15 protein-coding genes and 2 pseudogenes are annotated in these 13,764 nt (G+C 23.5%); 14 read left to right on the top strand and 3 right to left on the bottom strand.

Translation table 11 applies throughout. The features are described 5' to 3' along the window. Nucleotides 1-254 precede the first annotated feature (254 nt). The 3 genes from CLTHE_RS11900 (at nt 255) to CLTHE_RS16550 (ending at nt 1,470) form a co-directional block, all read left to right on the top strand. On the top strand, nt 255-410 hold the full coding sequence (locus CLTHE_RS11900; RefSeq protein WP_002597778.1) for a zinc-ribbon domain-containing protein: 156 nt from the start codon (nt 255-257) through the stop codon (nt 408-410). Between the two features lie 166 nt (nt 411-576). Beyond that, nucleotides 577-1,062, top strand: coding sequence for a hypothetical protein (locus CLTHE_RS11895; RefSeq protein ID WP_002597779.1), 486 nt, complete (start codon nt 577-579; stop codon nt 1,060-1,062). 66 nt (nt 1,063-1,128) lie between these two features. Further along, the gene (locus CLTHE_RS16550) at nt 1,129-1,470 is read left to right on the top strand and encodes a DUF5658 family protein (RefSeq protein WP_080023620.1); all 342 of its coding nucleotides are present in this window, start codon (nt 1,129-1,131) and stop codon (nt 1,468-1,470) included. A gap of 30 nt (nt 1,471-1,500) precedes the next feature. Here the strand turns inward: CLTHE_RS16550 and CLTHE_RS11885 are convergent, their stop codons facing one another. Continuing rightward, complete coding sequence (locus tag CLTHE_RS11885) at nt 1,501-2,619, bottom strand: DEAD/DEAH box helicase (RefSeq protein WP_080023617.1); 1,119 nt, start codon at nt 2,617-2,619, stop codon at nt 1,501-1,503. A gap of 124 nt (nt 2,620-2,743) precedes the next feature. Between CLTHE_RS11885 and CLTHE_RS11880 the strand changes: the two genes are divergently transcribed. Next, nucleotides 2,744-3,664, top strand: coding sequence for a hypothetical protein (locus CLTHE_RS11880; RefSeq protein ID WP_080023615.1), 921 nt, complete (start codon nt 2,744-2,746; stop codon nt 3,662-3,664). A gap of 77 nt (nt 3,665-3,741) precedes the next feature. Then, complete coding sequence (locus CLTHE_RS11875) at nt 3,742-4,767, top strand: 3'-5' exonuclease (protein WP_080023614.1); 1,026 nt, start codon at nt 3,742-3,744, stop codon at nt 4,765-4,767. A gap of 12 nt (nt 4,768-4,779) precedes the next feature. Here the strand turns inward: CLTHE_RS11875 and CLTHE_RS11870 are convergent, their stop codons facing one another. Then, entirely contained in the window at nt 4,780-5,220 is a 441-nt protein-coding gene (locus CLTHE_RS11870; RefSeq protein WP_242945644.1) for a divergent PAP2 family protein, read from the bottom strand. A gap of 179 nt (nt 5,221-5,399) precedes the next feature. Between CLTHE_RS11870 and CLTHE_RS11865 the strand changes: the two genes are divergently transcribed. Next, complete coding sequence (locus tag CLTHE_RS11865; protein WP_002597785.1) at nt 5,400-6,053, top strand: hypothetical protein; 654 nt, start codon at nt 5,400-5,402, stop codon at nt 6,051-6,053. Between the two features lie 36 nt (nt 6,054-6,089). Here the strand turns inward: CLTHE_RS11865 and CLTHE_RS11860 are convergent, their stop codons facing one another. Further along, complete coding sequence (locus tag CLTHE_RS11860; RefSeq protein ID WP_002597786.1) at nt 6,090-6,479, bottom strand: PadR family transcriptional regulator; 390 nt, start codon at nt 6,477-6,479, stop codon at nt 6,090-6,092. 137 nt (nt 6,480-6,616) lie between these two features. Between CLTHE_RS11860 and CLTHE_RS11855 the strand changes: the two genes are divergently transcribed. The 8 genes and pseudogenes from CLTHE_RS11855 to CLTHE_RS11820 form a co-directional block, all read left to right on the top strand. After that, on the top strand, nt 6,617-6,829 hold the full coding sequence (locus tag CLTHE_RS11855) for a hypothetical protein (RefSeq protein WP_080023612.1): 213 nt from the start codon (nt 6,617-6,619) through the stop codon (nt 6,827-6,829). 276 nt (nt 6,830-7,105) lie between these two features. Beyond that, nucleotides 7,106-7,660 carry a tRNA 5-(aminomethyl)-2-thiouridylate-methyltransferase MnmM gene (gene mnmM, locus CLTHE_RS11850; protein ID WP_080023611.1) on the top strand — a complete coding sequence of 185 codons (555 nt, stop codon included), beginning with the start codon at nt 7,106-7,108 and terminating at the stop codon, nt 7,658-7,660. Between the two features lie 137 nt (nt 7,661-7,797). Beyond that, nucleotides 7,798-8,709, top strand: a complete 912-nt coding sequence (locus CLTHE_RS11845; protein ID WP_002597789.1) for a MurR/RpiR family transcriptional regulator — start codon at nt 7,798-7,800, stop codon at nt 8,707-8,709. A 62-nt stretch (nt 8,710-8,771) separates the two neighbouring features. Then, nucleotides 8,772-9,476 carry a BRCT domain-containing protein gene (locus tag CLTHE_RS11840; protein WP_080023610.1) on the top strand — a complete coding sequence of 235 codons (705 nt, stop codon included), beginning with the start codon at nt 8,772-8,774 and terminating at the stop codon, nt 9,474-9,476. Between the two features lie 46 nt (nt 9,477-9,522). Beyond that, complete coding sequence (locus tag CLTHE_RS11835) at nt 9,523-10,734, top strand: BaiN/RdsA family NAD(P)/FAD-dependent oxidoreductase (RefSeq protein ID WP_080023609.1); 1,212 nt, start codon at nt 9,523-9,525, stop codon at nt 10,732-10,734. 71 nt (nt 10,735-10,805) lie between these two features. Beyond that, nucleotides 10,806-11,465 (top strand): (d)CMP kinase, encoded by a 660-nt coding sequence (gene cmk / locus CLTHE_RS11830; protein ID WP_080023608.1) that lies wholly within the window; start codon nt 10,806-10,808, stop codon nt 11,463-11,465. 27 nt (nt 11,466-11,492) lie between these two features. Continuing rightward, a pseudogene (locus tag CLTHE_RS11825) lies at nt 11,493-13,490 on the top strand (bifunctional 4-hydroxy-3-methylbut-2-enyl diphosphate reductase/30S ribosomal protein S1). Nucleotides 13,491-13,563: 73 nt separating this feature from the next. Next, nucleotides 13,564-13,764 (top strand): annotated as a pseudogene (locus CLTHE_RS11820) (GNAT family N-acetyltransferase); the annotation flags it as partial.

Genomic DNA, 13,764 nt, shown 5'->3' with positions numbered 1-13,764 from the left:
ATATATTATACTGAATTAAATTTAAAAGATAATTTATAGTATTAATAATTAAATATTTATGGTGAAAAATTAGTTTGTTAATAATTTTACTGAAAAATACATATTAAATAAATATTGAAATTAAAGGTTATATATGATAATATATACACTGTAGTAAATACTACAAATAAAAAGTTTTAAATTAGATAATTAGTTTCTTCTTAGTTAGAGATTATTATCCATTTAGAATCTTTAAATTTTAGGAGGAAATTATTATGACAGATAAGACAATCACATGTAAAGATTGTGGAAAAGAATTTATATTTACAGTAGGAGAACAAGAGTTCTACAAAGAAAAAGGATTTGATAATGATCCAGTTAGATGCCCAGATTGTAGAAGAGCAAGAAAGCAACAAAGAAATAACAGATAATTTTGATTTTGTGAGCTATAGAATATTCTATAGCTCTTTTTATAGAAATAAATTATATTGCAGCTATGAACAATCTATAAAATTTAAAATTATTAAGATGAAATTTATTGAAAATTTAGTATAATAAATAAAAAGAATTTATTAGGTTATTTAAGGAGGAAATATTATGAATGACTTAAAAAATAAGGATACTAATACCAAGTATTGTGCTAAATGTGATAATTATTATGATTCTGAATATATGTTTTGTCCTATATGTGGTAAATCACTTGAAAGTGATGATATAGATGTGTCAGATTTAGCAGAGGGCTTTAGAAGTGTTTATGGAAGATGGGAAGTTTCAACATATGGAAACTTTGAAGGATCAACTGTTGAAAAAATTGGTGTTTTTGAAGGATATATTGATGATATAGCACTTGCTTTAGCAGATAAAGCAGTAATAACATTAAAATTTAAGCCAGCTCCTATGGAACCTGAAAAAAAATATATGCATAAAGCTAATAAAGTAAGAGTAAGTTTTCCAGAAGATGCATATGAAGGCGAAAAAACAAAAGCAGAATTCAATGATATTATAAATAGATTATTTACATATAGAGAAAATGTAAAAGTAAATGCGACAAATATTTATTCATTTGAAATAGATAAAAAATAAAGATTATAATTATAGAATAAGGCAATACTTTCTATTAGGAGGTGTTGCCTTATTTTAAATTTTATTTTGAATTCTTCTTATGAAAAAATTAAGATTAAATTATTACTTATATATATATTAAATATATCGGATTTTATATTTACTATTTTTCTTATAAATACAGAAATGTTTTATGAAGGAAATTTTTTAATGACTAGCTTTGTTGAAAATCCTTTAAAAGGATTTATATTAAAGGTAGTGATAATAGGATTAGTATTATTTTTTCTTGGAATTTTGTTTAGATATGCAAATAAGCTTGAATTATATCATATAAACTATATAGTTTTATTAGGATTGACATTATATACTTCAGTAAATATTTTACATGTTTTTTATACTATTTTATATGTAGTATCCCAAAATATATAAAAAATAAAGGCATAAAACGCCTTTATTTTTTTATACTATAAATCCATCTACTAATTTTTTTATAGTAAACTTTATATTTAATTCTTTAGAATATTTATCTATAAAGATTAAATCTCTTTTAGTAGCTATTGATATAGATAATCCATTTGTGTTATCACGACCAGCTCTACCAGCTCTGTGGACATATTCATTAGACATTAAAGGATAATCTAAATTTATGACGTGAGTAACACCATCTATGTGAAGACCTCTTGCCCCTAAATCTGAAGAAATAAGTATATTTATATTACTATCTCTAAACTTCTCTAAAGATAATTTTCTATCTTTTTTGTTTTTCTCACCACTTAACACAATACAATCTTTCTTATGAAAATCAAGTGTTTCTTTAAGTAAATTAATATCATTTTGTGAATTAGTGAAAATTATGCACTTATTCATATTTATAGCATTTAAAACTTTATTAGTAACTTCATATTTATCTCTTCTCTCAGATTCAATTATTATATGCTCTACATTAGAACTTAAAGTATCTTGGCTAATTTTTAATACTTTACCTTTATTCATTAATGATAAAGCTCTTGAAGTTGTTCCCTCATCTATAGTAGCTGAAAAAGCAATTATTTGAGTATCTTTTAAAGTAGATTTTCTTATAAGACTTGTAATTTTGAAATTACTTTTATCTAAAATATGATCTGCTTCATCAAATATAATAGTTCTTATATTATGACAAGGTAATTTTTTTAACTTTATAAGTTCTAAAACTCTTTTTGGTGTTCCTATTATTAAATTAGGTTTTTCTTTAATTTTTTTTATTTGATTATTTATATTAGCTCCACCAATTATTAGAGCAGATTTTAAATTTATGTTAGATTGTTCTTTTAGTAGATTAGCCTCATTAAAAATTTGAGAAGCTAATTCTTGAGTTGGGGCTAAAATTATACCTTGAATTGTTTTTTCATTACAATTAATTTTTTGAAATAATGGAAGAAGAAACGCTAAAGTTTTACCACTTCCAGTTTTAGATTCTATGATTAAATCGTTACCTTCTAATATCATAGGGATTGATTTTAATTGAACTGTAGTTAGACTATTAAAATTTTTAGTTTTTAATGCAGTTTTTAAATTTTCATTTAAATTTAAGTTTTCCATTATAAATCTCCTTTGTAATTAATATTTTCATTATACATTGTAAATAGATTTAAAGCTATAAAATAACTATAAATAGTAAATTTAATATAATGTATTGAATAAGTATATATATGAGGTGATATAAATGTTCGATAATTTAGGAATATTAATATATTTAGATGAAGTTTTAGTAAAGAGTATTAGTTCTATTCAAGGGCAAATAGTTGGATATATAGATATAAGAACAAGAAGAAAATCATGGGATATAGGAGTTTCAGAAAGATGTAAATCTGGAAGAACAGACACAATGTATTTAGAAGAAAGAAATAATAAAGATAAAAGAGAAGGATTTAAAGGAACTGCATCTTCTGATGCAGAAACAAAGACTATGTGTAATGACCATGATAAAGTGCAAGAGCAAAGGGGAAATGCTAGATGTGAGGAAGAAATTAAACAAATTTATACTTCGTATGTATATCATCAAAATTTTTATAATGGTTTAATAAAAATGGGAAGATTAAATAATTTTTGTATAGGAGATAAATGTAATGAAGGAGACTATATATTTATAAAAGGACGATTAATTGGCAATACTATACTTAGTTATATTGAAAGCATTTTATTGATAATAGAAACATATGGAAGTGAAATAATAGATAGTTATATACCTTCAAGTGAATTGTTAAATACTTCTAAAATAAAAATATTATTAGAAAAAATAAAAGAAAAATTATCAGATGGAAATATATTTGATTTACTTATAGAGCATGATAAAGGGAATTGTATTTTACAAATTAATTCTAAGTGTTTTTGTAATGAAAATTGCTTTAGGAATTCAAGTATTGGTTGCAATATAAATATAGTTGGTAAAGTTATGAGAAGAGTTAATTCAAATGAAGATATAAATTTACTTAGAAAGTTGAATCAAGAATATTTTTATAAAGAACTTCTAATAAAGGTAGATAGTATATTTTCAAATATAGATTTGGGAATAACAATACCGAGGTTAGGAGATATATGTATTTGTAATTCAATACAAGTAATGCCTATAAGTATATATATTTAAAAACATGAATATAGAAAATAAATATTAAAAATGATAGAATAACATTAAATAATAGATTGTTGAAGGGAAATAAACTAATGAAAGATAAATTAGGAGTTTACTTTTGCATAGAAGAATCTTATGAAAAATATAGATTAAATTATGCAATGAAAAATGTAGTTACAGGAAAAACTTTTATAAAAATAAAAAAAACATTAAAAAATGATGATGTAGATTCAATGACTATAGAGAGCTTAGAATATATTTTAAATAATGTCTTAGCTTTAATAAATATAAATGAAATAGATAAAAATTCAGAAGTAATATTATTTACAAATAATGAATATGCTTTATCTATATTGAATAATGAATTTAAAGAAAAACATAAAAATATTAAATTCTTTTTAGAGAAAATAAATAAAATCTCTTATAAAAAAATAGAAAAAATAAATAAGATAATAAATAACGAAAGAAGAGTTCCAATTACAATTTATTTAAAATGTAAAAAAGCTAGTAAAGAATATAGAAAATTATTAAAAAGAAATTCAACTTTAACTGATATGAAGGAAAAGATAGAAATAACAAATAACCTAGTATTTTTTGATTTTGAAATGAATTGTTTATCTGATTTTAAAAGTGTAGAAATTATAAGCGTTGGTGCTTGTAAAATAAATACTAAGACTAAAGAGTATAATAGATTTTATAGTCTAGTAAAACCTAGAGGAGTAAAAGAGTTAACAGAAAAATGTATTGATATAACAGCTTTAAAGCAAGAAGATATAGATTTAGCAGAAGGTTTTAATGAAGTTTTTAAAAATTTAGAAAAATGGATTGATGATGAAAATGCATTATATTTTTATTGGGGTGGAAATGATATAAGTGTATTAAAAAATGATTATAGGCGTAATATGCTAAAAAGTAATTGTGCTAAATCAATTTTAAAAAATAATATAGACTTTCAAGAAGTGCTATGTAAAGATATTTTAAAGAAAGAGGACATGTTATCTTTAAATAATGCATTAAAAGAGTTTAATTTATCTTTTGAAGGGAAGCAACATAATTCCGGAGATGATGCATATAATTTATATAGATTATTTATGAAATTAAAAAAGAATCACATTTAAATGTGATTCTTTTTATAATGGAAAAACAAATCCCATTATTAGCCCTAACACTATTCCACCAAGAACTTCAAAAGGAGTATGACCTAAAAGTTCCTTAAGCTTTATTTGTGGAAGCCCAAATTTTTTATTTTCATTTTGGTTTTCTGAGGACATTATTATATTTAGAAGCTTAGCATGTTGTCCAGCAGCTCTTCTAATTCCCATTGCATCATACATAATTATACAGGCCATAACAAATGAAAGAGCAAATATTGATGAATTTACTCCATTAATTCTGCCAATTCCAACTGTAAGAGATACAATAAAAGCAGAGTGAGAACTAGGCATTCCACCTGTTTCAAACATTCTATTAAAATTAATTTTTCTATCTATTATATAACCAATTGGTATTTTTAAAAATTGCGCAATAAGCATCGATAGTATGCTTAAAATAATAAGGTTATTTCTTAACATTAGTATTCCTCCCAATAATTATAAATATATTATACCTATTTTTTGTGAAAAAATTATATATAAATAAAAAACAAAGAACTGTATTTGTTAACATGTAAATTTTAAATAAAATTTAGTTATAAAAATATCAGTTTTAGGAATAATATGTATTATGAAAATTAAGAAGAGGTGAGATATATATGCCAATTCCAGTAATAACATCAATAATATCCGCTATATCAATACTTACAGGATCTCTTCTTGGGGCTCTTTTTAGTTGGATAATAAATAATAGAATGCATGAAATAAAAAGAAGAGAAGAAAAAGATATGTTAATAGAAAACAGAGAATATGAGGAAAAATTTAAAATAAAAGAAGTATGCGCAAATGCTAATGTTATTCGTTTGGATATATGTATAGCCATATATCAAAGTATAAGATTTATATTAAACAAAGATTCTTTAGAATATATTAATGTACTACCTATAAGTAAAAATTATTCATGTGCAATAGCTTCATTGAGTGATAAATATAATTTAAAAGAATTAAGTTATATTTATCAATTATATGGAATAATAGAAAAGGTAAATAAAGATATAGAAAAGGGTGCAGATAAAAATACATTATTAATTGGATATTATGCGATAATAAAAAAAATTTATGGTAATAATTATGAAAAAATTTTAGAAGAAGATATAGAAAAAATAACTTACAAAGAACTTTGTAGAAATGAGTACATAAAAGAAGGATATAAATTAATTTTAAGAAGGTTAGATTATTTATGTACTGAAGAAAATATTTTAAAAGACAGACTTTCAATTAAAAATAAAAGTATACAGAAAGAAAAAAATTAAAGTTATAGGAATTATTTATATCCTATAACTTTAATTTTATTTTAATAACATAGTTTTTATTTTATCTAAAGTTGATTTTGTTTTATCTAAATTTGAAATGTAATCAGCTATATGATTATTTAAAAAATTTAATCCACTATCTGTAATAGAATATATCTTTTTACTTCTTTTATTAGAAACTTCATCTCCAGTCCAACGTGAAACAACATATTCACATTTCTCTAATTCATAAAGACTTTCATATACAGTACTTGATGAAACAGGAAATGGTAAAGCTGATGTTTCAAAAGTTTCTTTAAAGTCAGATAGTACTCTGTTTCCAAAAACAGTATTACCTTTTGATAATTCTTTTAATATATATAACATATACATCATTTTTGCATTAACTACATTTCTCGGAACAATAGCTCTATTTCTTTTATCCATAAAATCACTCCTCAAATATATTTCTATTTATATTATACTCTAAATAAATATCCTCGTAAATAAAAATAGAACAATTAAAAAAAAATATCATATTATATATAAATAACTAATATACAAAAGAAATGGAGTGATCAACTATGTCTAGAAGAAGAAATTGTTGTAGTTGTAATTGTGTCTCAAATAATTGTTGCGGTGGATTTAATAATTGTGGATGCCGTAGATTTAACAATTGTGGATGCGGTGGATTTAATAATTGTGGATTTGGAAATTGCGGATTTGGGTGTGGATCTGGATTCGGAAATAATCCATTATTATGGCTATTATTATTTGGCGGAATAGGTTTCTGTTAAAATAATAGCTGACTTACAGCAATAAACAAAAAACTAGTAGAGAGGTTTTTAAATCTCTCTACTAGTTTTTTTATATATTAAAAGAATAGTAAATAAAAAATATTATTGAATCAAATAGATATTTTTATAGAAATAGTAGTGTTTATTTTCAATTTAGCTATAGTTTATGTTTAAATAATAATATAAAATAAATTATTATATTTATTTTATATTATTATTTAAATACAATTTATATATTTGTGATATATATTGTCTTAATTATGAAAGGAGTTTATTATGTATAGTTATATAGGTGATATAAGCAAAATTGCGCAAAATATAATTTTAAATTATGTTAAAAATAAAAATATTGGAGTAGATTGTACTTTAGGCAATGGTCATGATTCTGATTTTTTAAAATCAAATTTTAAAAAAGTATATTCTTTTGATATACAAAAATCAGCTTGCGAAAAATATTCTAATAATAACTATGATAATGTTATTGTTATTAATAATTCTCACAGCGAGATAATAAAATTTATAGAAGAAAAAAATGTAGATGCAATTATGTATAATTTAGGCTTTTTACCAGGTTCATCAAATAAAAGTATAACAACTACATATGATACTACTATTAAGAGTATAGAAGAAGGTTTAAAAATTTTATCACCAGGAGGAATAATGACAATTTGTATTTATATTGGTCATGATGAAGGTGTTAAAGAAGAATCTTGCATAATGGAATTTGTAAAAAAACTTCCTAAAAATAAATTTGCTGTTATGGAACATAAATTTTTAAATCGTAGTAACCTAGCACCTAAGCTAATTATAATAGAAAAAAATAATATATAAATTTAAGTTAATAATTCGTTAAAATTTCAGTTATTTGAAAAATAACTCCCATATTTATGAAATTCCAATTGCATAAACAATCACTAAATGTTAAAATTATTTTGCTTAAATTAAATATGAAAAGTGGGTAGATTGTGATGAACATAATTGAAAATATAGATAAAAATGATAATAAAGACTTAATGAGATTAATTCAAGTACGATTTTCAAAACTTAGTAAAGGGCAAAAGTTAATTGCAGATTATATATTAAATAATTATGATAAAGCTGCTTTTATGACTGCAGCTAAATTAGGTTTAGCTGTTGGAGTATCTGAATCAACTGTTGTAAGATTTGCAAATGAATTAGGGTTTTCAGGGTATCCAAAACTACAAAAAGCTCTTCAAGAACTTATAAAAAATAAACTTACTACAGTACAAAGATTAGAATTATCTAATGATTATATTTCTGATGCAGATGCTTTAAAAGGCGTTTTAAAATCTGATATGGAGAATATTCGTTCAACTTTAGAAAAAATTAATCCTGAAATTTTTGGAGAAGTAATTGATGAAATATTTAAAGCTAAAAACATTTATATAATAGGTCTTAGAAGTTCTACTGCTGTTGCAGAATTTTTAGGATTTTACTTAAACATTATTCTTCAAAATGTTAGAACTGTTAGCTATGGAATATCTGATATTTTTGAACAGATAATAAATGTAAAAGAAGGAGATTTAGTCATTGGAATAGGATTTCCAAGATATGCATCTAAAACTATTGATGCTTTAGATTTTTCAAAATCTAGAGGAGCTAAAGTTGTTGCAATAACAGATAGTGTAATTTCTCCTCTTGCAGTAAAATCTGATTTATCATTAATAGCAGAAAGTAATATGGCTTCTTTTGTAGATTCACTAGTTGCACCACTTTCACTAGTTAATGCACTTATAATAGCAGTTGGAATGCGTGAAAAGGAAAATATTTCAGATATATTTGTATCTTTAGAAACTATTTGGCAAGATTATAAAATATATCAAATAAATAATAAAACAATTTCTGATTTAGAAAAATAGAATATTTAATTTTAGGCTAAAAGTAAGTAACTTTTAGCCTTTTATAATGTTAGGTGATTCAAATGGATTTTATTTTAATAAATTACTTAAATAAAAAAATAGAAATAATAATCGCTAAAAGAGATTTTGAACTTATTTATAAAATTTTTGATTATACCTCTTCAAAACAAGTAATTAAATTTTTAAACTCATTAAATTCAAATGAGTACTTTATTATAAAAGATAATTTAGATTTTAATAATATAAAAAATCTATTTATAGATAGAGAAATAAATTATATACTTATATCTGATTTAATAAAATTATTTAATAAAAAATTTTTTTCAAATATAAATTTACCTAATAATAAAGAATGTATCTTTTATTTAACCCTATTTAATAAAATTTCAAAGAAACTATATCTAAATACAAAAGAAGATTACATTATTAGAGATTTGATTAATATATACAATTCAAAAGAAAAAAATTATTTAATTGATTTTGATAAAGAAAACTTTTTTGAAGGAAAAATAGTTTTATTTACTGGAGGATTAAATTTTATAACTAGGAGAGAAGCTTTCAAAATAATAAGAGACTATAAAGGAATTCCTGTAAGTAATTTTTCTAAAAATATTGATGTATTGATATGCGGAACAAAATGTCGTAATAATACTAAATCAATAAAAAAAATAAAGACTGAAAAATTAATTGAATCTGGTAAAAATATAGTAATATTAAATGAAGTAGATTTTTTTAAAATAATAAACAATAAATTTAACAATACATAATTTATATAGTAAAATTATCATTATAATTATTGAAGGAGCTGATAATATGAGTAAAGTTATTGTTGTGGGTGCTGGTCCAGCTGGAATGATGGCAGCAATATCTGCAAGTAAAAATCATAAAGTTATTCTTTTAGATAGCAATGAAAGAGTTGGAAAAAAGTTATTTATAACTGGAAAGGGACGTTGTAATGTAACTAATAATAAAGATATATCTGAATTTTTTGATTTCATTCCGGGAAATCCATATTTTTTATACAGCTCTTTATATACTTTTACAAACTTGGATACAATAAATTTTTTTGAAAGTAGGGGAATCAAATTAAAAAGTGAAAGAGGCGGAAGAGTTTTTCCTTTTTATGATAAATCTTCTGATATAATAAAAGGTTTATCAGGAGCATTAAAAGAATCAGGAGTTAAAGTAAGATTAAATTGTAATGTTACAAAACTAATAAAAGAAAATAAAACTATCAGTGCAGTAGAAATAAATAATAATGAAGTTTTGAAAGCTGATCATATTATATTAGCTACTGGAGGAGCTTCATATCCTTTAACAGGTTCTAAAGGTGAAGGTCAAAAAATGAGTAAAATTTTAGGTCATAATATAGTCCCATTAAAACCCTCCTTAGTTCCAATAGAAATTAAAGAGAGTTTTGTAAAAGATCTTATGGGATTATCTCTAAGAAATATAAATTTATCTATTATAGAAAATAATAAAAAAATATATGATAATTTTGGTGAAATGTTATTTACTCATTTCGGAATTTCTGGTCCATTAGTTTTAAGTGGCAGTAGATTTATAAAGAATGGTAAATACGAAATATCAATAGATTTAAAGCCAGCTTTAGATAATAAAGAGTTAGATTTAAGAATTCAAAATGACTTTAAAAAATATATAAATAAATCATTTAAAAACTCTCTTGATAATTTATTGCCTAAAAAATTAATACCAGTAATAATAAAATTATCAGAAATAGATGAAAACAAAAAAGTAAATGAAATAACTAAAATAGAGAGAAAAAGGCTATTAAATTTATTAAAAGATTTTAGAATGAAAGTAAAAGGATTAAGGCCAATAGAAGAAGCAATTGTTACAGCCGGAGGAATAGATACAAAAGAAATAGATCCATCAACTATGAAAAGTAAATTAATAGATAATCTTTCTTTTGCTGGAGAAGTAATAGATGTAGATGCTTTTACTGGAGGATATAATGTACAAATTGCTCTTTCTACAGGATATGTTGCTGGAAGTAATATCTAAATAACTTGTTTAAAAAACAATAAAGCTATATAATAAATCTGTAAACGTAAAGAATGAAAGGTGGATTAACTTTGAGAATATCAGTAGCAATAGATGGACCAGCAGGTGCTGGTAAAAGTACGATTGCAAAACTTGTAGCAAAAAAATTTAATTTAATGTATATAAATACTGGGGCTATGTATAGATCAGTTGCATTAGTTGCAGATAAAAACGGATTAAAACCTGAAAATAAATCAGAAATATTAAAAATGATAAAAACATTAGAAATGCATTTTGAAAATGATGACCTTTATTTAAATGGTAAAAATGTTCAAGATGAAATAACAATGCCACATATAAACTCAATAGTATCTTCTTATGCTTCTATAAAAGAAATTAGAGAAGAACTTGTTGAATTACAAAGAGAAATGTCAAAAAAATTTGATGTTATAATGGATGGGCGTGATATTGGAACTGTAGTTTTAAAAGATTCTAAATTTAAATTTTTCTTAACTGCAACTCCAGAAGAAAGAGCTGAAAGAAGATTTAAAGAATTGAAAGCTAGAAATATTGAATGTTCATATGATGAAATATTAAAAGACATTATAAGAAGAGACTATGAAGATAGTACAAGAGCTATAGATCCTTTAAAAAAAGCTGAAGATGCAGTAGAAATTGATACTACAGGACTTAACATAAATGAAGTTACTGATAAAATTTGTGATGAAATAAATTTAAAACTAAATAAATAATATAGTTTTTTTATGGGAGAATATTAAATGAGAAATGTTATATTAGCTGAAAGCGCTGGATTTTGTTTTGGCGTTAAAAGAGCTGTAGAAAAATCAATAGAAATACAAGAGACGTATGGGAAAAAAATATATACTCTTGGACCTTTAATTCACAATAATGATGTTGTAAATTATTTAAAAGAGAATAATATATTTTCAATAGAATTAGATGATATTGATTCTTTAAACGAAGGAGATATTATTGTAATAAGATCTCATGGAGTACCTGAAGAAACAATAGAATTATTAAATAAAAAAAAATTAATTGTTATAGATGCAACTTGTCCATTTGTAACAAATATACAAAAGAAAGTACGTAAATATTCTGACAAAGGATATAACATAGTTATTTTAGGAGATAAAAATCATCCTGAAGTAATTGGAATAAATGGTTGGTGTAACAATTCAGCAATTACAACTTTAAATGGAGAATTTGATATTGAAGTACCAAAAAAAGTATGTGTAGTTTCTCAAACAACAGAAAAAGAATCTAATTGGAAAAAAACTATTTCTAATTTATCTTTTATGACTAAAGAGTTACTAGCATTTAATACTATTTGTTCTGCAACTGAGGTAAGACAAAAAAGTGTTTTAGAATTATCTAAAAATGTAGATGCTATGATTGTAATTGGCGGCAAAAATAGCTCAAATACAACAAAACTATACCAAATTGCAAAAGAGCATTGTGAAAATACAATACATGTTGAAAATTCCAATGACTTACCTAAAAACTATATAGAAAATGCTAATTTTAAAAACATTGGAATAACAGCTGGTGCTTCAACTCCTGATTGGATTATAGAAGAAGTAATGGCTATTATGAAAAATGGGTTAAAATAATTTATTAAAATTCAAGAGAAAAAGTATGGAATTTCCATAATTGAATTACTAGGGAGGTTTAAATTTATGCTAAATAATGAAAACAGCGTAAGCAATGAACAATTAGAATTAATGAATGCCATAGACAGAAGATTTAGAGTTGGCGATGAAGTAACAGGAGAAATACTATCTATTACAAGAGATGGTATTACTATATCTCTTATTGGATATAAAACAGATGGTATAATACCTTTAAAAGAAATTACTTCAAAAGAAGATCCAGAATTATTTTTAGAAAGACTTAATGTAGGTGATTCTATAAAAGCTAAAGTAATTCAAATTGCTAATAAAGATAATCTTGTTGTTTTATCTAGATTAGAATATGAAAAAGAAGAAGCTATTGAAGAATTAAGAACTCTTTTTAATGAAAATAAAAGCTTTGAAATTAAAGTTTCAGAAATTAAAGAAAATGGATTAGTTGGATTTTATAAAGGAATAAGAATTTTTATCCCAGCTTCTCAAATTGATGTAATGTTCATAAAAAATAAAGAAGAATTCTTAAATAAAATTATAGAAGTTAAACTTATAGAGTTTAAATTAGAAAGACCTTTAAGAATAGTTGCATCTAGAAGAATTATTCAAGAAGTTATACAAAAAGAAAAAGAAGAAAAAGCTTGGAGTTCTTTAAATATAGGAGATATAGTTAAAGGAGAAGTTAAAAGATTTACTGACTTTGGTGCTTTTGTTGAAGTTAGTGGAATTGATGGTTTAGTACATTTATCACAAATTTCTTGGAATCACGTAAAAAAAGCTCAAGATTATTTAAAAGCTGGTGATATTATTGATGTAAAAATCATAGATATGGATAGAGAAAATAAAAAACTTTCTCTTAGCATAAAAGAATTAACTCCAGAGCCTTGGTCTAATATAAATGAAAAATATCCTGAGGATTCTATAGTACTTGGAAAGGTTGTTAGATTAAATGACTTTGGAGCGTTTATAGAATTAGAACCTGGAATTGATGGATTAGTGCATATTTCAAAAATAAGCCATAATAGAATAAATAGCCCAAAAGATGTTTTATCAGTTGGTGAAGAAATTAAAGCAAGAATACTTTCAGTTGATGGTGAAAATAAAAGAATTAGTTTAAGTATAAAAGATGTTTAAAATAAAATATTTTTAATAGAGAGCTGTATCTATTGATACAGCCTCTTCTATTTATAATGATAGGAGGTTTTGCATGATAACATATGAGAAATTAAAATCTAAAAATTTAATTTATTTAAAACCTATGATAGAAAAATCAGATAAATTTTTAAAAAAAGACTTTTTAGGTACTTATGATAAAAGTAACTTTATACAAAAAATTTTCTTAAGAAATTCAGTTTATATGTTCAAATATAATTCTATTTATGTAGGATATATATGGATTGAAAAAACA

This window comes from Clostridium thermobutyricum DSM 4928 (genome assembly GCF_002050515.1).
GTDB classification, from domain to species: Bacteria; Bacillota; Clostridia; order Clostridiales; family Clostridiaceae; genus Clostridium; species Clostridium thermobutyricum.
The sequence above is the reverse complement of the archived record's forward strand: the minus strand, read 5'-3'. Positions and strand labels throughout refer to the sequence as shown.

Bases quoted from the DNA above. Each gene is read 5' to 3' on its own strand.
- CLTHE_RS11900 (WP_002597778.1), top strand. From the start codon at position 255: ATGACAGATAAGACAATCACATGTAAAGATTGTGGAAAAGAATTTATA.
- CLTHE_RS11895 (WP_002597779.1), top strand. From the start codon at position 577: ATGAATGACTTAAAAAATAAGGATACTAATACCAAGTATTGTGCTAAA.
- CLTHE_RS11885 (WP_080023617.1), bottom strand. From the start codon at position 2,619: ATGGAAAACTTAAATTTAAATGAAAATTTAAAAACTGCATTAAAAACT.
- CLTHE_RS11880 (WP_080023615.1), top strand. From the start codon at position 2,744: ATGTTCGATAATTTAGGAATATTAATATATTTAGATGAAGTTTTAGTA.
- CLTHE_RS11875 (WP_080023614.1), top strand. From the start codon at position 3,742: ATGAAAGATAAATTAGGAGTTTACTTTTGCATAGAAGAATCTTATGAA.
- CLTHE_RS11870 (WP_242945644.1), bottom strand. From the start codon at position 5,220: ATGTTAAGAAATAACCTTATTATTTTAAGCATACTATCGATGCTTATT.
- CLTHE_RS11865 (WP_002597785.1), top strand. From the start codon at position 5,400: ATGCCAATTCCAGTAATAACATCAATAATATCCGCTATATCAATACTT.
- CLTHE_RS11860 (WP_002597786.1), bottom strand. From the start codon at position 6,479: ATGGATAAAAGAAATAGAGCTATTGTTCCGAGAAATGTAGTTAATGCA.
- CLTHE_RS11855 (WP_080023612.1), top strand. From the start codon at position 6,617: ATGTCTAGAAGAAGAAATTGTTGTAGTTGTAATTGTGTCTCAAATAAT.
- mnmM (WP_080023611.1), top strand. From the start codon at position 7,106: ATGTATAGTTATATAGGTGATATAAGCAAAATTGCGCAAAATATAATT.
- CLTHE_RS11845 (WP_002597789.1), top strand. From the start codon at position 7,798: ATGAACATAATTGAAAATATAGATAAAAATGATAATAAAGACTTAATG.
- CLTHE_RS11840 (WP_080023610.1), top strand. From the start codon at position 8,772: ATGGATTTTATTTTAATAAATTACTTAAATAAAAAAATAGAAATAATA.
- CLTHE_RS11835 (WP_080023609.1), top strand. From the start codon at position 9,523: ATGAGTAAAGTTATTGTTGTGGGTGCTGGTCCAGCTGGAATGATGGCA.